This is a genomic window from Metasolibacillus sp. (assembly GCF_025291715.1).
Lineage (GTDB): Bacteria > Bacillota > Bacilli > Bacillales_A > Planococcaceae > Metasolibacillus > Metasolibacillus louembei.
In genome coordinates this window covers 39,046-59,534 of sequence record NZ_JAMBIZ010000022.1, presented here as the reverse complement: position 1 = coordinate 59,534, position 20,489 = coordinate 39,046, and the positions used below count along the sequence as shown (strand labels likewise).

General features: G+C 39.4%; 21 protein-coding genes, 1 pseudogene and 1 riboswitch. Of the genes and pseudogenes, 18 read left to right on the top strand and 4 right to left on the bottom strand.

Annotated features, from left to right (window positions below):
* The 4 genes and pseudogenes from M3Z76_RS13520 to M3Z76_RS13505 all read left to right on the top strand — a co-directional run.
* Positions 1-265, top strand: a pseudogene (locus M3Z76_RS13520) (hypothetical protein); the annotation flags it as partial.
* Positions 266-279: 14 nt separating this feature from the next.
* The gene (locus M3Z76_RS13515) at positions 280-1,164 is read left to right on the top strand and encodes an acetaldehyde dehydrogenase (acetylating) (RefSeq protein ID WP_293927747.1); all 885 of its coding nucleotides are present in this window, start codon (positions 280-282) and stop codon (positions 1,162-1,164) included.
* 16 nt (positions 1,165-1,180) lie between these two features.
* A complete protein-coding gene (gene dmpG / locus M3Z76_RS13510; RefSeq protein WP_293927750.1) occupies positions 1,181-2,197 on the top strand; it encodes a 4-hydroxy-2-oxovalerate aldolase in 1,017 nt (338 codons plus the stop codon).
* A gap of 3 nt (positions 2,198-2,200) precedes the next feature.
* Entirely contained in the window at positions 2,201-2,992 is a 792-nt protein-coding gene (locus M3Z76_RS13505) for a 2-keto-4-pentenoate hydratase (protein ID WP_293927876.1), read from the top strand.
* Between the two features lie 90 nt (positions 2,993-3,082).
* Here M3Z76_RS13505 and M3Z76_RS13500 read toward each other — a convergent pair whose 3' ends face one another.
* Positions 3,083-3,592, bottom strand: coding sequence for a C39 family peptidase (locus tag M3Z76_RS13500; protein ID WP_293927752.1), 510 nt, complete (start codon positions 3,590-3,592; stop codon positions 3,083-3,085).
* A gap of 109 nt (positions 3,593-3,701) precedes the next feature.
* Here M3Z76_RS13500 and M3Z76_RS13495 point away from each other — a divergent pair, with 109 nt between their 5' ends.
* The 4 genes from M3Z76_RS13495 (at position 3,702) to M3Z76_RS13480 (ending at position 9,146) form a co-directional block, all read left to right on the top strand.
* On the top strand, positions 3,702-4,217 hold the full coding sequence (locus M3Z76_RS13495) for a sigma-70 family RNA polymerase sigma factor (RefSeq protein WP_293927754.1): 516 nt from the start codon (positions 3,702-3,704) through the stop codon (positions 4,215-4,217).
* The gene (locus M3Z76_RS13490; protein WP_293927756.1) at positions 4,195-5,445 is read left to right on the top strand and encodes a hypothetical protein; all 1,251 of its coding nucleotides are present in this window, start codon (positions 4,195-4,197) and stop codon (positions 5,443-5,445) included. Before M3Z76_RS13495 ends, M3Z76_RS13490 begins: the two co-directional genes overlap by 23 nt.
* Positions 5,446-5,542: 97 nt before the next feature.
* Positions 5,543-6,406, top strand: a complete 864-nt coding sequence (locus M3Z76_RS13485) for a DMT family transporter (protein ID WP_293927759.1) — start codon at positions 5,543-5,545, stop codon at positions 6,404-6,406.
* A 148-nt stretch (positions 6,407-6,554) separates the two neighbouring features.
* On the top strand, positions 6,555-9,146 hold the full coding sequence (locus M3Z76_RS13480) for an EAL domain-containing protein (protein WP_293927762.1): 2,592 nt from the start codon (positions 6,555-6,557) through the stop codon (positions 9,144-9,146).
* 28 nt (positions 9,147-9,174) lie between these two features.
* On the opposite strand, the gene M3Z76_RS13475 is transcribed toward M3Z76_RS13480, so the two are convergent.
* On the bottom strand, positions 9,175-9,513 hold the full coding sequence (locus M3Z76_RS13475) for a DUF3221 domain-containing protein (RefSeq protein WP_293927764.1): 339 nt from the start codon (positions 9,511-9,513) through the stop codon (positions 9,175-9,177).
* Between the two features lie 109 nt (positions 9,514-9,622).
* Here M3Z76_RS13475 and M3Z76_RS13470 point away from each other — a divergent pair, with 109 nt between their 5' ends.
* Positions 9,623-10,219, top strand: coding sequence for a zinc dependent phospholipase C family protein (locus M3Z76_RS13470; protein ID WP_293927766.1), 597 nt, complete (start codon positions 9,623-9,625; stop codon positions 10,217-10,219).
* Positions 10,220-10,345: 126 nt separating this feature from the next.
* On the opposite strand, the gene M3Z76_RS13465 is transcribed toward M3Z76_RS13470, so the two are convergent.
* Positions 10,346-10,663, bottom strand: a complete 318-nt coding sequence (locus M3Z76_RS13465; protein WP_293927768.1) for a thioredoxin family protein — start codon at positions 10,661-10,663, stop codon at positions 10,346-10,348.
* A 234-nt stretch (positions 10,664-10,897) separates the two neighbouring features.
* Between M3Z76_RS13465 and M3Z76_RS13460 the strand changes: the two genes are divergently transcribed.
* The 3 genes from M3Z76_RS13460 (at position 10,898) to M3Z76_RS13450 (ending at position 16,319) form a co-directional block, all read left to right on the top strand.
* On the top strand, positions 10,898-13,282 hold the full coding sequence (locus M3Z76_RS13460) for a 3-hydroxyacyl-CoA dehydrogenase/enoyl-CoA hydratase family protein (protein WP_293927770.1): 2,385 nt from the start codon (positions 10,898-10,900) through the stop codon (positions 13,280-13,282).
* Positions 13,283-13,304: 22 nt separating this feature from the next.
* Complete coding sequence (locus M3Z76_RS13455) at positions 13,305-14,477, top strand: acetyl-CoA C-acetyltransferase (RefSeq protein ID WP_293927879.1); 1,173 nt, start codon at positions 13,305-13,307, stop codon at positions 14,475-14,477.
* Positions 14,478-14,546: 69 nt separating this feature from the next.
* The gene (locus M3Z76_RS13450) at positions 14,547-16,319 is read left to right on the top strand and encodes an acyl-CoA dehydrogenase family protein (RefSeq protein WP_293927773.1); all 1,773 of its coding nucleotides are present in this window, start codon (positions 14,547-14,549) and stop codon (positions 16,317-16,319) included.
* Positions 16,320-16,435: 116 nt separating this feature from the next.
* Here the strand turns inward: M3Z76_RS13450 and M3Z76_RS13445 are convergent, their stop codons facing one another.
* Positions 16,436-16,885: an AraC family transcriptional regulator gene (locus M3Z76_RS13445; RefSeq protein ID WP_293927776.1), complete on the bottom strand. Its 450-nt coding sequence runs from the start codon at positions 16,883-16,885 to the stop codon at positions 16,436-16,438.
* 114 nt (positions 16,886-16,999) lie between these two features.
* Here M3Z76_RS13445 and M3Z76_RS13440 point away from each other — a divergent pair, with 114 nt between their 5' ends.
* From M3Z76_RS13440 to M3Z76_RS13415, 6 genes are all read left to right on the top strand, one after another.
* Positions 17,000-17,356 carry an arsenate reductase family protein gene (locus M3Z76_RS13440; protein ID WP_293927778.1) on the top strand — a complete coding sequence of 119 codons (357 nt, stop codon included), beginning with the start codon at positions 17,000-17,002 and terminating at the stop codon, positions 17,354-17,356.
* Positions 17,357-17,433: 77 nt separating this feature from the next.
* Positions 17,434-17,814: a glycine cleavage system protein GcvH gene (gcvH, locus tag M3Z76_RS13435; protein ID WP_293927779.1), complete on the top strand. Its 381-nt coding sequence runs from the start codon at positions 17,434-17,436 to the stop codon at positions 17,812-17,814.
* Between the two features lie 82 nt (positions 17,815-17,896).
* The gene (locus M3Z76_RS13430) at positions 17,897-18,214 is read left to right on the top strand and encodes a toprim domain-containing protein (RefSeq protein ID WP_293927780.1); all 318 of its coding nucleotides are present in this window, start codon (positions 17,897-17,899) and stop codon (positions 18,212-18,214) included.
* Between the two features lie 10 nt (positions 18,215-18,224).
* On the top strand, positions 18,225-18,530 hold the full coding sequence (locus tag M3Z76_RS13425) for a thioredoxin family protein (protein WP_293927781.1): 306 nt from the start codon (positions 18,225-18,227) through the stop codon (positions 18,528-18,530).
* 58 nt (positions 18,531-18,588) lie between these two features.
* Positions 18,589-18,693: riboswitch (SAM riboswitch) on the top strand.
* Between the two features lie 86 nt (positions 18,694-18,779).
* Positions 18,780-19,805: a methionine ABC transporter ATP-binding protein gene (locus M3Z76_RS13420; protein WP_293927784.1), complete on the top strand. Its 1,026-nt coding sequence runs from the start codon at positions 18,780-18,782 to the stop codon at positions 19,803-19,805.
* Positions 19,798-20,466, top strand: coding sequence for a methionine ABC transporter permease (locus tag M3Z76_RS13415; RefSeq protein WP_293927787.1), 669 nt, complete (start codon positions 19,798-19,800; stop codon positions 20,464-20,466). Before M3Z76_RS13420 ends, M3Z76_RS13415 begins: the two co-directional genes overlap by 8 nt.
* Positions 20,467-20,489: the final 23 nt, after the last annotated feature.

Genomic DNA, 20,489 nt, shown 5'->3' with positions numbered 1-20,489 from the left:
TGTTGCACTCGTCAAAGGTTATAGTGAAAAAATGGATGTTAACTACCTCTATTCAAATGTCTTTGTTTTTCTTCTCATGAGTAAAAACAAGAAAACAGAAAATTCAGTTAAAATTTATGCGACGCTAGTGGAATATGGTATTACGTTAAAAAAGGGTGAGCTGATTTTACCAGGGGCATTGTCTAGTGCAGTAGCCGTTTCTGCTGGGGATAAAATAGTGGCAAGCTTCGGGAAAATTGGCACGGTGACCGTTCATTTCGATTGATAGGAGGAATGACAGTGAAGAAAATTAAAGCAGCCATTGTTGGCTCTGGCAATATAGGAACCGATTTATTTTATAAATTAGAAAGAAGCGCTGTTATAGAAGTGACTGCCGTTATAGGGATTGATGCGGATTCTGATGGGCTGAAGCGCGCTAAGGAAAAAGGCTATCAAACATTTTCAAATGGCATTGAAGCTATTATAGAAAATCCTGATATAGCGGAAATTGTCTTTGATGCCACTTCAGCAAAGGCACATAAGCATCATGCAAAGGTTTTACAAGAGCTGGGTATTTTAGCAATTGATTTAACACCTGCTGCAATCGGACCGTTCTTTTGCCCAGCCGTTAACGTAAATTCCACAACCGATTTAGAAAATGTCAATATGATTACTTGTGGTGGGCAAGCAACAATCCCACTCATTGCTGCTGTCAATAAAGTAGCAGATGTTACATATGCGGAAATTGTTGCAACCATTTCTAGTTTGAGTGCGGGACCAGGGACACGAGCGAATATTGATGAGTTCACCTATACAACCCGGCGAGGGATAGAAGAAGTAGGCGGTGCGGAGCGAGGAAAGGCCTTGATTATTTTAAATCCTGCCAACCCACCTATTCTTATGCGCGATACGATTTATTGCGAAGTGAAAAAGATGGATGAACACGTCGTTCAAGGAGCCATTATGGATATGGTTGAAAAAGTAAAGGCATATGTACCAGGCTATAAATTAAGGCAGTCTCCAATATTTGATGGAAATCGCGTTACGATTTTTGTAGAAATAGAGGGAGCCGGCGATTATTTTCCTACATATGCGGGAAACTTAGATATTATGACCGCCGCTGCTGTACGTGTAGGTGAAGATTTTGCACAAGCGATGTTGAAAAAAAGAGCTTCCATTAAATAAGGAAGGGGTTTGTGAAATGGAGAAATCAATTAAGCTAACAGAGGTTTGTTTGCGTGATGGTAGCCATGTTGTAGCACATCAATTTACAGAACAGCAAGTACGGGCTGTAGCTCGTGCACTGGATGATGCAGGGATGCACTATATAGAAGTAAGTCACGGAGATGGGCTAGGTGGCTCTACTATTCAATATGGGAAATCTTTGGTCGATGAAATGACCTTGATTGAAGCTGCGGCTGATGTCTGCACAAAGGCAAAAGTTGCAGTATTATTAATCCCTGGTATTGGTACGGTAAATGAATTAAAGCAAGCAAACAAGCTAGGAGCACAGCTAGTAAGGGTGGCTACACATGCTTCCGAGGCAGATGTTTCGGCTCAGCATATTGATAAAGCGCGAGAACTTGGGATGGAGGCATTGGGCTTTTTAATGATGGCCCATTCCGTACCAATTGAGAAGCTAGTAGAGCAAGCAAAATTAATGGAGAGCTATGGGGCAGAGGCTGTCTATATAACAGATTCGGCTGGCGCTTTATTGCCAAATGAAGTACGTGAGCGAGTAAAAGCACTGCGCGACACCTTGAACATTGAAGTAGGCTTTCATGCACACAATAACTTATCTCTAGCCGTTGCAAATACAGTAGCGGCAATTGAAGAAGGTGCTACACGTATTGATAGCAGTGTGCGTTGTTTGGGGGCAGGGGCAGGCAATACACAAACAGAGGTTTTACTTGCTGTGTTAGAACGAATGGGGATAAATATGGGGATTGATTTATATAAGATGATGGATTTAGCAGAAGACATTGTGGCGCCTATCCTACCAGTTGCACAGGAAATTCGCAAAGGTAGCCTCGTACTAGGCTATGCAGGTGTTTACTCAAGTTTCTTATTACATGCAGAGCGAGCAGCAAAAAGGTTTGGACTGGATGCAAGGGATATTTTAATGGAGTTAGGCAGAATGAAGGTTGTAGGTGGTCAAGAAGATATGATTCTTGATGTAGCGGCTGATATGGCGAAAAGCATGAAGGTGAGGGGATAGATGATGAAACTAGTGCCGGAAAAAGAAATAGAGATTATTAATTATTTGTTGGCTGCTGAACAAAATGTCTGCGAAGTTATCAAGGTAACAGATGACTTTCCTGAACTAACATTACCACAAGCCTATGAAATTCAAGAGCAATTACTAGTGCGTAGACAAGTGGAGAAAGATGTGAGGTTCATTGGTGTAAAGCTAGGGCTGACGAGCAAGGTAAAACAGGAAATGATGGGTGTTGATAAGGCAATTTACGGATTTTTACAAAGCGATATGCTCGCTTTTGAGTGGGAGGCTATACAATATACTGCACTTATTCATCCAAAGGTTGAGCCAGAAATTGCCTTTTTAATGGCAGAAGATTTACAGGGCACCAATGTTACAGCAGCAGATGTACTGCGCGCCACAAAATATGTAGCACCTGCTCTTGAAGTGATTGATAGCCGCTATAAAGATTTCCGTTTCACTTTAGTTGATGTTATAGCAGATAATTGTTCCTCTGCCAAATTTATTATTGGCAGTACATGGGTCTCACCAGATGCAATTGATTTAGAAAATATCGGCATGGTGCTATCTAAAAATGGAGAAGTGGCACAAACGGGCTCGAGTGCAGCTGTTCTAGGGCATCCTGCAAATGCTATCGCTTGGGCAGTAAACGAATTGGGTGCTAGAGGAAAAGGGCTTAAAAAAGGTGATATTGTATTAAGTGGTGCGATGTCAGAAGCGATTACCTTTCAAGCAGGTGATGCTGTTACTGCACAATTTGATAGTTTAGGCAGTGTGGCGATGTATTGCAAGTGAGCCAGTAAGAAGACAGCTAGTCTGTTGCTTCATTACGAATAGAGAAAAAACGTGAACAATCAATGTGTGAAAAATTGATTATTCACGTTTTTACTTTTTCTCAACCTTCACAAAGCTAAGTACATGCTTTTGATCCTCATAGCGAAATGTACGTATTTGACTGCTCCGCCCTCGTCCACCATTATCGTGAATAATGAAATAAAGCTCCCCATCTTTGCGCTCATAGCCAATTAACGGAACCCAATGATATTTAAATAAAGGCTTCTTTTTTGAGCGCCATTGAAAGCGGAAATATTGGTCAAATTTGAGTGCAACGGGATTGCCACGGTCCAATTGTGCTAAAGCTTCAGCAAGTGAGCAGCTGTTAATTGTAAAATGACTGCCTAGCATATGGCGAAGCCTTTTGATTAAGCGCCATTTAAACAAGCCAATTTTCGTTGTGCCGAGCTGTTTATATAAGTCATTGACATTTTTGTCTATATTAAAATAGCGCAAAATGACATGCAGCGTTGTTGGTCCACATGCGGAGTTTTGATAGTTGGGATGAACGCTTGTATCGTATTGTGACATTCCTTCTATATTATTTAGCATTATGCGCATTGTCATCACTCCTCGGTTATTATACGTTTAAAATAACATATAGTTTCAAATTTGAAACCAAATGAACAAGTGCTCCGTCTAACGTGAAACAACAAAGGGGGGATGGCCGTTGTCACAGCTAGAGCAATTTATTCGTGAGCATGGTGAGGAGCTGCTGCGGCTCGCCTTTACATATGTCAAAAGCAAGGAAATAGCAGAGGATATTGTACAGGATGTGCTACTAAAAGCATTTGAAAAGCAGCAGGATTTTCGCGGTGCTGCGAGCTATCGAACTTATTTATATCGCATGACAATTAATCGCAGCTACGATTATTTACGAAGCTGGAGCTACAAAAACACCGTGCTGACAATGAAAATTCAGACGATTTTTCAAGGAGAGAGCTCTGCAGAAAAGCAGATGCTACGCAATAATGAACAGCAACAAATTGGTCATGCGGTACTTGCATTACCAATTAAATATCGCGAAGTCATCGTGCTTTATTATTACAAGGATATGAAAGTTGAAACGATTGCGGAAATTTTAAATTGCTCTATTAACACGGTGAAAACACGGCTACGTAGAGGGCGAGAAAAGCTCAAATATAATTTAGAGGGGAGCGGATATGATGAGCGATTCACAAATTAAAAAAGGAATTGATGCAGTAATTGGTGAGGAGCGTTGGCTGACAGAGGAAAAAGTACAAAAAATGCTCAGGAAACCAAAAAAACGCCGTTTAATACCAATCATTCAGCCTATTTTTGCAGTTGTTGCTATCGCCTGCCTAGCCTTTATCATTTATTTGCTGCCACCTACGAGCGAGCCGATACATCCAGCAAATGAGTTAAATATAGAGCGATTCGCAGAAGGGTTACCAAAGCTAGCTACTGAAGCACTCAAGGCTTATTTGCAGGCAATTGCACAACAGGATTATGCGGCACTGGGGCAAGTTTCATTAACTGATGTCACCGCATCAAATAAAGAAATAATTTTAAAATATGAAAACGTTGATTTCACAACATTAAAAATGATTAAAGTACAGTCACTGGACGCAGGTAATTTGTATCAAATTTATATAGCGCACAAGGATGTAACAGATGGAGAAATATATATTCATACTTTAAAGGTTGGTAGATGGGGATCAAATGACTTTAAAGTACTGGAAGATATATATGAGGATTGGCTCGTTTTTGAACAGTTTGAAGCACCAAAGGCGTTGCAGCTAACACCCGAGGATGCTCCAACAGCGCAAATTGTTCAAATTGATGACTATCAGCCTGTAGCTAGCAATGTGCCATCACCACAAAAGCTAAATAATAGCAATGTAATTGTTCATTTTATGAAAAAGCGCATGATTGAACAAGGCAATAATACGATTGGATATAGCGGAATATTTTTAATACTTGAAAAAGATGGGGACTACTATGAAATTACTTCTTTCAGAGACGATCCACAAACACAATATTCTATTGTAGAAAGAATGAACACAATTCATGTAATGAATGAACCAATAGGAGATTCTTTAAAAGATGTAGACTACGAATTAATATACTATAATGAGCATATCGATAATTTCCAATCTGTCAAAGGGCAGTTGAGCAAAACGAATGGTCCAGCTTCTTTTCAAACAAATTTGACAGAGGAGCCTTTATATACTTTTGATGGAGCTCATGCAAATATTGCCTTTGTTCAAGACGGGACATTAAAGCAAATTAATATTTTAGATGCAATGGATATGCCTTTATTGCTGAAAGAGCTATTAGCAGTGCGTATGGTAGGTGGAGAGGTTTTTGATATCCAGTATCAAGAGCTATATACGGAAAGGTCAACGCCTTATTATTATTTACACTCCTTAGAGGAAGCATCAATGAAGTGAGAGGAGGAATTTTAATGCTTTGGAAGCCATTATTTGAACAGGATGTACCAGTAAACCTTCGCTAATATTATATTTTAATTAGACGGAGGATATGAAAATGAATCTATTACCATATATCGCAGTGCTACTTGCTGCTGTTTTATGGGGAACGACAGGAACAACACAAACATTTTTACAGGGGAATATTTCACCATTTGCGGTCGCATGTGTGCGCTCAGCTATTGGTGGCGGTACGTTATTAATTTTTGCACTTTTAGCAAGGAGCATTCAATGGAAAACATGGCCTTGGAAATGGAATTTACTGGCGGCGCTATCCATTGCACTTTTCCAATGCTTGTTTTTTTCTTCTATACGCTATACTGGTGTGGCCATTGGAACGGTTGTAACAATTGGCAGTGCCCCAGTTTTTGCAGGCATTATTGAATGGCTTCTTTGGAAGGTTAAGCCGACACGTGTTTGGGCAATTTCTACAAGCTTTGCTATTGTTGGCTGTGTGTTGCTTTTTGCAATTGGTGGTGATACGACAGTCAATGGCTTTGGGGTGCTGCTTGCACTATGTGGTGGCATAATGTTTGCGTTTTATACGAATGTTAGCAAACGTTTGACGGAGCATGCTGCGACATTGCCTGCAGTAGCCATGACCTTTACATTAAGCGCATTATTTTTAGTACCGCTTGCATGGTCTGATGGCTGGAGCTGGCTAGGAGAAACGACAAACCTATTGACAATGGGCTATATGGGAATAGCAGCGACAAGCATTGCCTATATTTTATTTTTAACAGGCTTGCGGGCGGTTCCATCCTCTGCGGCAGTAACGTTAAGCTTAGCGGAGCCATTGACAGCAGCACTACTCGGTGCGTTTTTCTTGAATGAATATTTAGCGTGGACATCATGGCTAGGTGTTGTGCTGATTTTTGCTGGAATTATCGTATTAACTGTAGGAAATAAAGTGAAAGCTTAATGAAAAGGTACTAGAGGAGCTCATTCTTCTAGTACCTTTTTTATTTAAAAAATATTCAAACAATTCTAAATACCCATTAAATAAAAAGTTCTTTTATACTATAATTAATAATAACAAGCATGTACTTTCTCATAGGGAGGGATAGAAGATGAAAGAAATGTACAATAAAAACCGTTTTTTCAATGTTTTTTCTAAAAGAAAGAGCGATAGCACGTATGTAATGGAAACAACACATGATGATTTACTGCAAATTTATACTTCACTTGTAACGAATGATCCAGAAATCGTCTTTGTTTTTTCACGTCAAGGTGAGCTATATGTTGCAAACAGAGAGAAAATGGAAGCGTTTTTTGGAACGGAAATTACATCGACAAATGACTTTCGAAAATTTACTTCCCCTGAAACATTGAAACAATTAAAAATTAGCTTTATCAATGCATTAAAAGGAATAACGACACAAGTTGATATTACTGTTCGCAATAAACAGCTAGAGGAGCTACCGCTTACTTTATCATTTGTGCCAATTAAAGAGGGCGATCAAATAACGAGTGTCTATGTGAAGGTAAGCAGCAATTTAGAGAAATATTTACTTAAGCAGCAGCTTACGTTAAAGCAAAGTCGCGATGAATATCAATATATTTTCGATCATTTGACTTCGGGAATTTGGATGCGAGAATCAATGGATGGGCCGTTTATTTACACTTCAAAAGGGCTGGAGGACATATTAAACCTTCCAACTAATACACTTTATGAAAATGAGCAAGCTTGGTTTGAGCTTGTTAATGAAGAGTATATTGATGTGATGAATAAAGCAAAGGCACGTGTTGTGGCAGGAGAAAAAATACAGGAAATCTATGCAATTACTTGTCAAAATGGCGAGAAAAAATGGCTGCTTGAGCAAATTATACCACGCTTTAATCAGCAGGGAGATGTCACAAATGTTTTTGGACTTGTGCTTGATATTACAAGGGAAATTGCAATGGAGCAGGAATTATTATATTTAGCGCAATATGATGCATTAACAGGTTTGCCGAATCAAACGAAAATGAGAAAAGTATTGGGGCAATATACAACAAAGCAAGAGCCTTTCACTATTTTAAACATTGATATCGACCGGTTCCATGTTATTAACAATTCATTAGGCTATTCAACAGGTAATGAAGCATTGAAAATATTAGCACAAAGATTGAAACAAATAACACCTCAAAATGGTGAAATTGCCCGTATGAGCAATAATAACTTTTTAATGCTTGTGCCTCACATATGGCAAAAAGAGATCATCACATTAGCGGAACAAATTTTAAAAACAATTCAGCAGCCTTTTACGATTCAAGAATTTGAATTGAATGTGACAGCTAGCATAGGAATTTCATTTTATCCAGCAGAGGCAGGAGACGAAAGAACATTGCTTGAAAAAGCATATAATGCTTTACAGGAGGCAAAGAAAAAAGGAAAGAATACGTATGAGCTTTCATCACATGTTGCAAGTATTTCAACATTTAAGCAATATATGCTAGAGCGAGATATGAGAAAAGCTATTACTGAAAAGCAATTTGCCGTTTTTTATCAGCCGCAAGTTGATACGAGAAAAGGGCTGTTGACGGGGGCACAAGCTTTTATTCGCTGGAATCATCCAGACTGGGGACTTGTCATGCCAGATGAGTTTCTCCCATTGGCAGAAGAAAATCATTTAATTAATCCCATTACCGACTGGCTACTAGAAAAAGTGCTGCAATCGATGCAGGAGTGGCAGGCTGAACAGCTGTCATTAAAGCCTATTACGGTCATTATTCCAGCGCTTCGACTATTGAAAAAGGGCTTTTATGATTTAGTTATTCGATTGCTTGAGCAGTACAATATAAATCCAGCCTTCTTACGCTTTGAAATGAATCAAAATACATTTTTACATGAAGACATTATTCATGAATCAATAGAAGCATTTAAACAGCTAGGCATTCAAGTGGTTGTTGCTGATTTTGGCAAAGGACATTCCTCATTAGATTATATTCGAAAAATAAGACCGAATATTTTGAAAGTAAACAAAGTGTTCGTTCAAAATTTGTTTGAAGAAAATAGCATTGATGATGCGATTATTAAATCGACTATCTATTTAGCAAAGTCGCTTTCGATGGAGGTGATTGCAGAGGGGGTGGAAACGGTAGAGCAGCTCGAATTTTTAAAGCAATTGGAATGTGATGCTGTCCAAGGATATATTTTCTCAAAGCCTGCAAAAGAATCGACATTTAAAGCCATTTTAAAAACAGGCTATGTTATACCAAAAAGCAAATATAAAAGAGCAGTCACTGTAGAGAGACGGCAATATTACCGCTATCGTTTCCAGCATCTATTACAAGGGTTTTTAACAATTACTGAGTTCAATGGACAAGCGATAACGCTTGGGAAAACACCTGTGTTAATTGAAAATATAAGCTTAGGTGGCGTGAAAATTTTATCTAATTTAAAGCTACCAGTCCATCAGGATATGAAGTTTAATGTGACATTTAATATTATGGGCGAGCATTTTGAAGTGGCAGGACAGCTGCGTTGGTGGGAGGAGAAAAAGCTCGATGTATTCGGCTACGGCATTCACTTTATGACAAATATAAATGTAGAAAATCGACTAGCCGCAACGATAAATAAATTAAGTCGCTATGAGCGAAAAATGGAGGCAATTCCGAATACGCTCTTTATTTATACAGAGCCGCACAAATATTTTCGTGAAATGAATTTAGTCCGTTGAAATGGCTGACTGAAAAGATATCATCTTTTCAGTCAGCTGTGTTAATTTCAATTTTAGTTGCACTTGCCTGTGCAGGATCACTTGTCTCAACGAAATTTACCCACACAGAGACAGTTTGACCAATTTTCAAAGAATCCATTGAATTGCTAGAAATCCAAACTTTATCAAATGGCTGATGATTTGATTCAGAGGAGCTACCTTGGAGTAAAAACCTACCACTCTCTAATTCTATAATTTCTCCAGTAATAACAAGCAATTCCTCATTATTTGTTGTAGGAGAAGCTGCATTATTCATAATCATTTGTGAAAAAGCGATGAGGAGAATAGAGCTGGTTATTAAAATGATGAATGTAATATTCTTTTTCATCTTTAAAGCCCCCTTCTATTATCTTATTAAGAAGTTTTGTATAGGTAAAGCTGCAACTTATAGGGCAGGAAAAACGTTGTGATTTTGGAAAAGAAAAGGGGGGCAAGAAATGGGTTCAAGAATTATGCATTTGATTATCTCACAGAAGATAGCAGAACGGATCGAAATAAAGGACAAAGCGAGCTTTTTAGCAGGTGGCATCGCACCGGATGCTGCATTAGACAAAGAGCGCTCGCATTTTTATATTGGTCAACAGGAAGATTATACACGAAAAATTGATTATACAGGTTTTTTAGAAAAATATAATACACACAAAGAACAGTCATACATACTCGGCTACTATACGCATTTAATTGCAGATGATTTATGGTTGCAAGGCTTTTATCTACCTTGGCTAAAAAATCGTATGGAAAATGACCAAAATCTAGGAAGGCTTTATCATCAAGATTTTATGCTACTAAATGGGCAGCTATTAGCATATTACGGCTTCAATGAATCTATATTGCCATCTAAAGCAACCATTGTGAATTTAGAGGAAGTAACTGAACAGGAGGTTATGCAGTTTTTACCTTATGTACAAGGTGACATGGTGTATGATGAGGATATGCTAAAGCAAAATTTACAGGTTTTCACCTTGCCACAAATCATCGGCTATATTGAAACATCGGTTGAAAAGGGACAGCAGTTAATGAAAGAATTGGTTTAAAAGTAGAGATTCGCTCAACGAATGGTGGAATTCGCTCAACCAAACGGCAAATTCGCTCAACCAAATGTAAAATTCGCTCATCGAAACGCAAAAAACAAGCTCCCGACCAAGCGGGAGCTTGTTTTTTTATGCTTGTGCGTCTAAAAACTCAGTTACTTGTGCAGGTGATTTAGCATTGGCACTATGTAAGTGTGCTAATTTTTCACCATTTTTGAAGATTAATAATGACGGGATGCCCATTACTTGATATTTTTCAGCTAGCTCTGGGAAATCATCGCGGTTGATAGAATACCATTTATATTGGTTGTATTCCTCGATAATTGGGTCAATAAACATATCCATGCGTGTGCAATCAGGGCACCAGCCTGCAAAAAATTTAATGATGACTGCTTGCTCTGTTGAAGTTAATTCGTTAAATTGCTCTAATGTTGTTATTTGTTCCATTGATCTCACTCCTTTATGATTAGTGTACCGATTTTCAAATGTGAACGAAAGCAATTTGCTTGTCGATAGAAAAAATTTTGAAAATACTGTGAAAAAAATATTGCTTTAATAAAAGAAATACACTACACTAAAAACAGAAATAATGTGAAAAAAATATTTTAGTAGTGAGCTATTTTTTTTCGCTACAAAATGAATGACTGTTCATTCAAAGAATTGCACAAGGGGGAATTGCTCGTGGCTTACAGCATTAAAAAGGCAGCCGTTTTAGGCTCAGGGGTTATGGGATCAGGTATTGCAGCACATTTAGCGAATATCGGTATTCCGACATTATTGTTGGATATTGCACCGAAGGAATTAACGGCGGAGGAGCAAGCGAAGGGGTTAACGCTTGAGCATCCTGTAGTACGCAATCGTTTTGCACAAGGGGCAATGCAAAAACTATTAAAACAAAAACCAGCACCACTATCTTCGAAGCAAAACTTAGCTTTAATCACACCAGGGAATTTTGAGGATGATTTAGAGAAGCTAAAAGATGTGGATTGGATTATTGAAGTTGTTGTTGAAAATTTAGCTATTAAAAAGAGCTTATATGAAAAAATTGATGCTGTGAGAACAGCTGGCACAATTATTACATCAAATACATCAGGTATTAGCATTAATGCGATGGCAGAGGGACGCTCAGAGGATTTCCAAAAGCATTTCTTAGGAACGCATTTCTTCAATCCACCGCGCTATTTAAAGCTTTTAGAAGTTATCCCAGCAAATACAACTGCACCAGAAGTGGTCGCATTTATGCGTGAATTCGGTGAAGATGTGCTTGGCAAAGGGGTTGTTATCGCAAAAGATACGCCAAACTTTATTGCAAATCGTATCGGTACATACGGTTTACTTGTAACGATGCGTGAAATGCAGGAGCGTGGCTATTCAATCGGTGAAGTTGATTCCGTAACAGGTCCTTTAATCGGTCGCCCAAAATCAGCAACTTTCCGTACGTTAGATGTTGTAGGGTTAGATACATTTGCGCATGTTGCTAAAAACGTTTATGACAATACGACAGGTGAAGAGCAACAAGTATTTGCAGAATCAGCAGTCGTGAAAAAGATGATTGACAATGGCTGGCTAGGTGCGAAGTCAGGTCAAGGCTTCTTCTTAAAGCAAGGCAAGGAAATTCTTGAGCTAAACTTACAAACATTTGAATATGAGTCAGTGAAAAAGCTGAAAACGCCTTCTATGGAAATGGCAAAGCAAGCTAGAGGCTTAGCCAATAAAGTAAAAACACTGGTTTATGCAAATGACCGTGTAGGCGAGTTATTATGGAATGTTTTTGCACCGACATTGATTTATTCAGCACAGCTACATGGCGAAATTGCAGATGACATTGTGGCAATCGACAATGCGATGAAATGGGGCTTCGGCTGGGCACAAGGGCCATTTGAAATGTGGGATGCAATTGGTGTGAAAGACTCTGTTGCAAAAATGGAGGCAGAAGGTCGAGAAGTGCCAGCATTCGTGAAAGGTTTATTAGAAAAAGGCTTTGATACATTCTACTCAGAAATTGATGGCGATTTAGCCTTCTATAATGGGACAGAATATGAAAAAGTGCCAACGAATCCGAAAGTAATTGATTTAAAGCGCTATAAGAAAAAGCATGGTGTCATTAAATCAAATACGGGTGCTAGCTTAATTGATTTAGGCGATGGCATTGCATTATTAGAATTCCACTCACAATCAAATGCCATTGGCTTAGACATTATTCAAATGCTGAACTTCGCAATTGACGAAGTAGAAGCAAATTATAAAGGCTTAGTTATTGGTAACCAGGGCAAGAACTTCTGTGTTGGGGCGAACTTAGGCATGATTTTAATGGAAGCACAGGATGATAATATTTTCGAGCTAGACTTCGTCGTGAGCGCATTCCAAAAGGCGATGCGCCGCATTAAATATTGCACAAAGCCAGTTGTCGCAGCACCTTTCCAAATGGCTTTAGGTGGCGGAGCGGAAGTGTGCTTACCAGCAGCGCATATTCAAGCATCTGCTGAAACATATATGGGTCTTGTAGAAGTAGGCGTTGGCTTAATTCCAGGGGGCGGCGGTAATATCGGTCTTTATCAAAAGTTCTTAAAAGGCTTGCCAAATGGGGTAGAAATCGATTACCAAGCAATTGCAACAAAAGTATTTGAAACAATTGCGATGGCGAAAGTATCAACATCTGGTGAGGAAGCGCGTGAAAACAATTTCTTAAACTTTGCGGATGGTATTTCTGTTAATGCAGATCATCAACTTTATGATGCGAAGCAAGCAGCGCTAGCATTATATGAGACGGGTTATACTGCACCGTTAAAGCAAAAGGTGAAGGTTGTTGGGGCACCAGGCTATGCAACATTGCTGTTAGGTGCACAGGGCATGTTCCAATCAGGCTATATTAGTGAGCATGATTTAAAAATAGCCAAAAAGCTTGCATATGTAATTGCAGGGGGCTTAGTACCATATGGAACAGAAGTGACAGAGGAATACTTATTAAACTTAGAAAAAGAGGCATTTTTACAATTAGTTGCTGATCCAAAATCGCAAATGCGTATGCAGCACATGCTTGTAAAAGGAAAGCCATTACGTAACTAGTCATAGAAGGGGGATATGAATGATGCGTGAAGCCGTCATTGTAGCAGGTGCTCGTACACCGATTGGGAAAGCAAAGAAGGGGTCGTTAGCAACAGTCCGTCCAGATGATTTCGGTGCACTTGTTGTCAAAGAAGCATTGAATCGAGCAGGTTACGAAGGGCCGATTGATGATTTAATTATGGGCTGTGCGATGCCAGAAGCAGAGCAGGGCATGAATATAGCACGTAATATTGGAGCATTAGCAGGGTTACCAGATACAACACCTGCATTAACAGTCAACCGTTTCTGTTCATCAGGCTTACAAACAATTGCCTATGCTGCAGAGCGCATTATGCTAGGACATTCCAAGGCGATACTAGCAGGTGGCGTTGAGTCGATGAGTATGATTCCGATGACAGGAAATACGATTCGCTTGAATCCGAAGCTTGCAGAGGAAGCACCACAGTATTATATGAGCATGGGACATACGGCAGAGGAAGTAGCACAGCGCTATGAAGTGAGCCGTGAAGACCAAGATAAATTTGCGGTACGCTCACATGAATTAGCTGAAAAAGCGATTAAAGAGGGCAAATTTAAGGATGAAATCGTACCTGTTGAAGTTGTCCAGCATTATGTAGACGAGAAAAACAAATTACAGGAAAAGAAATTTATTTTCGATACAGACGAGGGTGTGCGTCCAGGCACTTCTGTGGAAGGTTTAGCTAAATTACGTCCAGCCTTTAATGTTAAAGGCTCTGTAACAGCAGGCAACTCTTCACAAACATCAGACGGGGCAGCCGCAGTCTTGGTGATGGATAAAGAAGAGGCAGAGGCACAAGGCTTAAAGCCACTTGCAAAGTTTTTAGGCTTTGCGGTTGGTGGAGTAGCGCCAGAAGTAATGGGCATTGGTCCGATTGTCGCTGTGCCAAAAGCGTTAGAAATTGCTGGCTTAACGCAGGAGCAAATTGATTTATGGGAAATCAACGAAGCGTTCGCCTCACAATCATTGCAGGTTGTACGTCATTTAGGCATTGATGAAGAAAAAGTAAACGTCAATGGTGGAGCGATTGCATTGGGGCATCCACTTGGTGCAACAGGCACGATTTTAACATTGAAATTAATTCACGAACTAAAGCGTCGTGGCGGCAAATATGGCGTTGTGACAATGTGTATCGGTGGCGGTATGGGTGCTGCTGGTGTGTTCGAAATACTATAACAAGGCTAGATTGGAAATTGTGTGAGAATTGTGTGAGTGCCTGGCACTCAAAATAAGGGGGAACTAATAATGACAAACATTATTAAAGGTGGAAGCTTTTTAGTAGAAGAAGTAGATATTAATCGCGTCATTACGCCAGAGGATTTCACGGATGAGCAAAAAATGATTGCGAAAACAACAGAGGAGTATGTAGCAAACGAAGTACTACCAGTTGTAGAAAATTTAGAAAACCATGAATTCGACCACTCTGTACGTTTATTAAAAACAGCAGGTGAATTAGGTCTTTTAGCAGCAGACGTACCAGAAGAATACGAAGGCTTAGGCTTAGACAAAATTTCCTCTGCACTAATCGCAGAAAAAATGTCTGTAGCAGGTGGCTTCTCAATCACACACGGTGCCCATGTTGGTATCGGTTCATTACCAATCGTATTGTTCGGAAACCATGAGCAAAAATCAAAATACTTACCAAAGCTTGCTTCAGGTGAATTAATTGCAGCATACGCCTTGACAGAGCCAGGCTCAGGTTCCGATGCATTGGGCGCAAAAACGACAGCAAAGCTAAACGATGCAGGCACACACTACGTATTAAATGGTGAAAAGCAATGGATTACGAACGCAGGCTTTGCGGATGTCTTCGTTGTTTACGCTAAAATTGATGGCGACAAATTCTCTGCATTTATCGTAGAGCGCTCATATCCAGGCGTTTCTGTAGGTCCTGAAGAGAAGAAAATGGGGATTAAATCATCTTCAACACGTACATTAATTTTAGAGGATGCAGAAGTACCTGTTGAAAACTTATTAGGTGAAGTAGGACGCGGTCATATTATTGCCTTCAACATTTTAAATATCGGACGCTATAAATTAGGTGTAGGTACTGTAGGTGGCTCAAAGCGTGCCTTTGAATTAGCTGTACAATATGCCAACCAACGTAAGCAATTCAATACGCCAATTTCAAGCTTCAATTTAACGAAAGAAAAGCTAGCAACGATGGCTTCACATATTTATGCATCTGAATCGTTAAACTATCGTACAGTAGGCTACTTCGAAGATCGTCTAGGTCAATTATCAGCTGAAGAACAAAAGGATGGCAAAGCAATTGCTGGTGCAGTAGCTGAATATGCAATTGAGTGCTCGATCGCTAAAGTATTCGGCTCTGAAACATTGGACTATGTGGCAGATGAAGCAGTGCAATTACACGGCGGCTATGGCTTCATGGCAGAATACGAGGTGGAGCGCATTTACCGCGACTCTCGTATTAACCGTATTTTCGAGGGTACAAACGAAATCAACCGTATGATCGTACCAGGCACATTTATGAAAAAGGCGTTAAAAGGTGAGCTACCATTATTACAAGTTGCGCAAAACCTGCAATCAGAGCTATTAATGATGATGCCTGAAGAAGTGGGCGATGAGCCATTAGCACAAGAGCTATACTTAGTGAAAAACGCCAAAAAAATTGGCGTATTAGCAGCAGGCGCAGCAGCTCAGCGTTTTGGTGTGAAATTAGAGGCGGAGCAAGAGGTATTGGTGAAAATCGCCAACATCGCCAACCAATTATACGCAATGGAATCAGCAGTTATCCGCACGCAAAAAGCAATCGAGCGTGATGGTGCAGAAAAAGCAGCACAAAAGCTTCTATATACGCAAATTTTCTGTCAAGAAGCATTTGCAGAAATCGAAAAAGAAGCAAAGGATACATTGCTTGCGTCAGTTGAAGGTGATGCAGGTCGTATGACATTATCAGCACTGCGCAAATTAACACGCAACAACCCATACAACTTAATCACAAAAAAACGTGAAGCTGCTGAGAAATTAATCGAGGCAGAGAAGTACATCGTTTAATATTGTGGGGCTATCCAAATATTTTGGATAGCCTTCTATTTATGTTTGGTAGAGCGAATTCGCCACTTGGTCGGGCGAATTGTTACTTTTGAATTAAAAAATAACAGCACTTCCCTTTACTGAATAGGCACTAATATTTCACATAAATGCTGATTAATCATTTGAGCCGTATACCTTTCAATAATCGGCTGCTCCCTAATAGATAAATGATTTTTTTCAATCATATTAAAAATATTTTTCCAAAATTCACTAACAGCTTCTTTGGTATGGTCAAGTAAGAAAACAGCATATTTGCCACCTGAAAATTTACCAACTTGAGCGGGCGCTGTGACGTTAAAATCTTCACTTACAATAGCACAAACATCATAACGACATTCCTCTTTCAGAACAATTTGTGGATTATCCTGTGGTATGCCTAAAATAATAGATTGCTCAAATATATTTTGCAATTTTGCCCATTCTTTAAAAGCTTCCATCAATTCTTGGTTTTTCTCTCCTCCATACTCCCCGATGCTTCGGAAATAGGCGATTTTTGATGAGGGTAGTTGTTCAATTGTCATGTTCATACTTCAGTCCCCTTTCTAGAACAAGGTAATATGATATAAAATGTTTTTCAAGGTCTTTTTAAAAGAATTTATGATATGATTTTTAAGAAGCAATGAAAAAGGAGCGACTGGCAAATGACAATTCAAATTTATCAATATCCAAAATGTTCAACATGTAAAAAAGCGCAAAAATGGTTGGATGATCAGCATATTACGTATGAGTCGATACATATTGTAGAAGAAACACCGACAAAGGAGCAGCTGCAAGCAATTTATGAGGCGAGCGGGCTGCCGTTGAAGAAATTTTTTAATACATCTGGGATGAAATATAAGGAGCTAGGCTTGAAGGATAAGCTAGCAGAAATGACAGAGGATGAGCAATTAGCCTTGCTGGCGTCTGATGGTATGCTGATTAAGCGACCGCTTGTAACGGATGGCAAAAAAGTGACGTTAGGCTTCAAGGAGTCTGACTTCTTAGAATCGTGGAAATAACGTGAATAGTAGCTTGTTTTTACGTAAGAAATATGGCAAACTGAAAATGAATGTATTACATATTTGGAGGGGTTTTCATGAGCACACCAACAGAATTACGTTATTCTAAAGAGCACGAATGGGTAAAAGTTGAAGACGGCAAGGCGCGTATCGGTATTACGCATTTTGCACAAAATGAACTAGGCGATATCGTATTCGTTGAACTACCAGAAGTAGGCGACGAATTAACGTTGAACGAGCCATTTGGTAGCGTTGAGTCAGTTAAAACTGTATCGGAGCTATATGCGCCCGTATCAGGCAAAGTTGTAGAAGTAAACGAAGAGTTAGGTGATAGCCCAGAATTCGTGAACGAATCTCCATATGAGCAAGCATGGATGGTTGTTGTTGAGCTATCGAACCCATCTGAAGTAGATGAGTTAATGACTTCGGAGCAATACGACGAAATGACTGCTGAGTAAAACAAATATAAAGGGGGTGTCGGTAAAACAGATATTGATCTGCTTTCCTGGCACCCCATTTGCGTATGAAAGGAGAATTTTGATGATTTGTATGGTTGTAGAAGGGCGTTCGGATAAATTAAAGCTGGAGCAAGTAATTGCCGAGGATGCGATTATATTATGTACAAACGGAACGATGAGTGAAGACAATTTGCTTGAACTTTTAGCACCATATGAGTATCTTAAATTTTATACGCTTTTTGATGCGGATGTATCAGGGCAAAAAATGCGTAAGCTAATGAAGCGAGTTTATTCAGAGGCTATTCAGCTCGAAATACCTGCACAATATAAAGAGGTTGCAACAACCCCAACAACTGTGTTAGCTACACTTTTGAAAAAAGCAAATATACGTACAAAGTAGGACAATGATAATGGAAGAATGGACAATCGAGCAGTGGCAACAGCAGTTAACTAATAATGATGTTGTCACGCTATATTTATATACGCCAATATGTGGAACATGTGCCATCGCATCGAAAATGATGGATGTCGTGGAACAGCTATTACCTACTATGCCAATAGGAAAAATGAATTTAAACTATTCTGAAAAATTAGCCTTGGAGTTGCAAGTAGAAAGTGTTCCATGCCTAGTAATAGCAAGGGATGACGGCACAATGGAAAAAATTTATGCCTTTCAATCCGTACTAAATTTATATGAAATATTAAAAAGTAGTTGACGCACTTTTTATATCGTGATAAAGTACATTCATACTAAATTTACAAATTAAATAAATCCTCTTATAAAGAGCGGCGGAGGGAAGTGCCCTATGAAGCCCGGCAACCATCACGAATGTGAAAAGGTGCCAAGTCACACAAAGTATACACTTTGAAAGATGAGAGAATGGTTCAACATAAATTCATTATGTAAAACCTTTCTGCTTGCTCAAAGTGGAAAGGTTTTTTTGATTTTTAAAAGGAGAATAACGATGATTCAATTATCTAATATAACGAAAGTTTACAAAACGAAAAATGGCGATTTGACCGCTGTTCGTGATGTTAATTTAACAATCAATCAAGGCGAAATATTTGGCATTATCGGCTACAGTGGCGCAGGAAAAAGTACAATGATTCGCTTGCTTAACGGTTTGGAAAAGCCAACAACTGGAGAAGTCATTGTCAATGGTGAGGATATTGCGCATACTTCTGGTGCAAGCTTACGCCAAGCACGTCAGAAAATAAGCATGATTTTTCAACATTTTAATTTGCTTTGGTCACGTACGGTTGAGGAAAATATCGCATTTCCATTAGAAATTGCGGGTGTTAGTAAAAGCGAGCGAGCAAACCGTGTGCAGGAGCTAGTGGAGCTAGTCGGTTTAAACGGAAGGGAGAAAGCATATCCTTCACAGCTATCAGGAGGGCAAAAGCAGCGAGTTGGCATTGCCCGTGCATTAGCAAATAACCCAGAAGTATTGCTCTGTGATGAGGCAACTTCAGCGCTAGACCCTGAAACGACGGATGCTATTTTAGAGCTACTCTTGAATATTAATCAAAAGCTAGGGCTGACAATCGTTTTAATTACACATGAAATGCATGTTATTCGTAAAATTTGTCATCGCGTTGCAGTGATGGAAGCTGGACAAGTTGTCGAGCAAGGCAAAGTGCTTGAGGTGTTCCAAAATCCGCAGGCAACGATTACGAAAAACTTCGTGTCACAAGTTTCTGATTCAAGTGAGACGAAGGAATCCATCGAGCAAATTGTAGCTAACTATCCGACTGGCAAAATTGTGCGCGTGACCTTTGTAGGTCAATCAACAAAAGAGCCCATTATGTCGCAGCTAATTAAACAATTCGATGTTGATATTAATATTTTGCATGGTGCTATTTCACATACGGCAAATGGTCCTTACGGTACGCTCATCGTGCATATTGATGGAGGTAAAGAAAGTATTGAAAGTGCATTGCAGCTATTAGCAACAAACAATATTCAAGCGGAGGTGATTGAACGTGGTTGAGCAATTATTTCCGAACGTCAATTGGGACAAAATGTGGCAAGCAGCCTATGAAACGATTTATATGACAACAATTTCTACTGTAATTACATTTATTTTAGGGCTAGCAATCGGTATTGTACTATTTTTAACAAGCCCACATCAGCTGTGGGCAAATAAAATCGTCAATTTTATTACTGGGTCACTTGTGAATATTTTTCGTTCCATTCCATTTGTCGTTTTAATTATTTTATTAATTCCTTTTACGCTATTCATCGTGGGAACAATTCGTGGAACGAATGCTGCTCTACCAGCTTTAATTGTTGGAGCAGCACCGTTTTATGCGCGCATGGTACTTATTGCATTGCGTGAAATTGATAAAGGTGTTATCGAGGCAGCACGTTCAATGGGGGCGAAAACATCGACGATTATTTGGAAGGTCTTGATTCCTGAATCATTGCCAGCTTTAATTTCAGGTATTACAGTAACAGCCGTTGCACTTGTTGGCTATACAGCCATGTCAGGGATTATCGGTGCAGGTGGTTTAGGTCAGCTTGCCTATATCGATGGCTTCCAACGTAGCCGTAGCGATGTAACACAAGTAGCAACAATTTTTATTTTAGTCATCGTCTTTATTATTCAATGGATTGGTGATATTTTGACAGTCAAAGTAGATAAACGTTAGGTCTTTACAAGGTAACTTGTTGA

What these genes read in the sequence shown, in the direction of transcription:
- M3Z76_RS13425 (WP_293927781.1), top strand. Translation starts at nt 18,225, where the DNA reads ATGGAAGAATGGACAATCGAGCAGTGGCAACAGCAGTTAACTAATAAT.
- M3Z76_RS13505 (WP_293927876.1), top strand. Translation starts at nt 2,201, where the DNA reads ATGAAACTAGTGCCGGAAAAAGAAATAGAGATTATTAATTATTTGTTG.
- M3Z76_RS13490 (WP_293927756.1), top strand. Translation starts at nt 4,195, where the DNA reads ATGATGAGCGATTCACAAATTAAAAAAGGAATTGATGCAGTAATTGGT.
- M3Z76_RS13455 (WP_293927879.1), top strand. Translation starts at nt 13,305, where the DNA reads ATGCGTGAAGCCGTCATTGTAGCAGGTGCTCGTACACCGATTGGGAAA.
- dmpG (WP_293927750.1), top strand. Translation starts at nt 1,181, where the DNA reads ATGGAGAAATCAATTAAGCTAACAGAGGTTTGTTTGCGTGATGGTAGC.
- M3Z76_RS13420 (WP_293927784.1), top strand. Translation starts at nt 18,780, where the DNA reads ATGATTCAATTATCTAATATAACGAAAGTTTACAAAACGAAAAATGGC.
- M3Z76_RS13470 (WP_293927766.1), top strand. Translation starts at nt 9,623, where the DNA reads ATGGGTTCAAGAATTATGCATTTGATTATCTCACAGAAGATAGCAGAA.
- M3Z76_RS13465 (WP_293927768.1), bottom strand. Translation starts at nt 10,663, where the DNA reads ATGGAACAAATAACAACATTAGAGCAATTTAACGAATTAACTTCAACA.
- M3Z76_RS13430 (WP_293927780.1), top strand. Translation starts at nt 17,897, where the DNA reads ATGATTTGTATGGTTGTAGAAGGGCGTTCGGATAAATTAAAGCTGGAG.
- M3Z76_RS13445 (WP_293927776.1), bottom strand. Translation starts at nt 16,885, where the DNA reads ATGAACATGACAATTGAACAACTACCCTCATCAAAAATCGCCTATTTC.
- M3Z76_RS13450 (WP_293927773.1), top strand. Translation starts at nt 14,547, where the DNA reads ATGACAAACATTATTAAAGGTGGAAGCTTTTTAGTAGAAGAAGTAGAT.
- M3Z76_RS13475 (WP_293927764.1), bottom strand. Translation starts at nt 9,513, where the DNA reads ATGAAAAAGAATATTACATTCATCATTTTAATAACCAGCTCTATTCTC.
- M3Z76_RS13480 (WP_293927762.1), top strand. Translation starts at nt 6,555, where the DNA reads ATGAAAGAAATGTACAATAAAAACCGTTTTTTCAATGTTTTTTCTAAA.
- M3Z76_RS13500 (WP_293927752.1), bottom strand. Translation starts at nt 3,592, where the DNA reads ATGCGCATAATGCTAAATAATATAGAAGGAATGTCACAATACGATACA.
- M3Z76_RS13440 (WP_293927778.1), top strand. Translation starts at nt 17,000, where the DNA reads ATGACAATTCAAATTTATCAATATCCAAAATGTTCAACATGTAAAAAA.
- gcvH (WP_293927779.1), top strand. Translation starts at nt 17,434, where the DNA reads ATGAGCACACCAACAGAATTACGTTATTCTAAAGAGCACGAATGGGTA.
- M3Z76_RS13485 (WP_293927759.1), top strand. Translation starts at nt 5,543, where the DNA reads ATGAATCTATTACCATATATCGCAGTGCTACTTGCTGCTGTTTTATGG.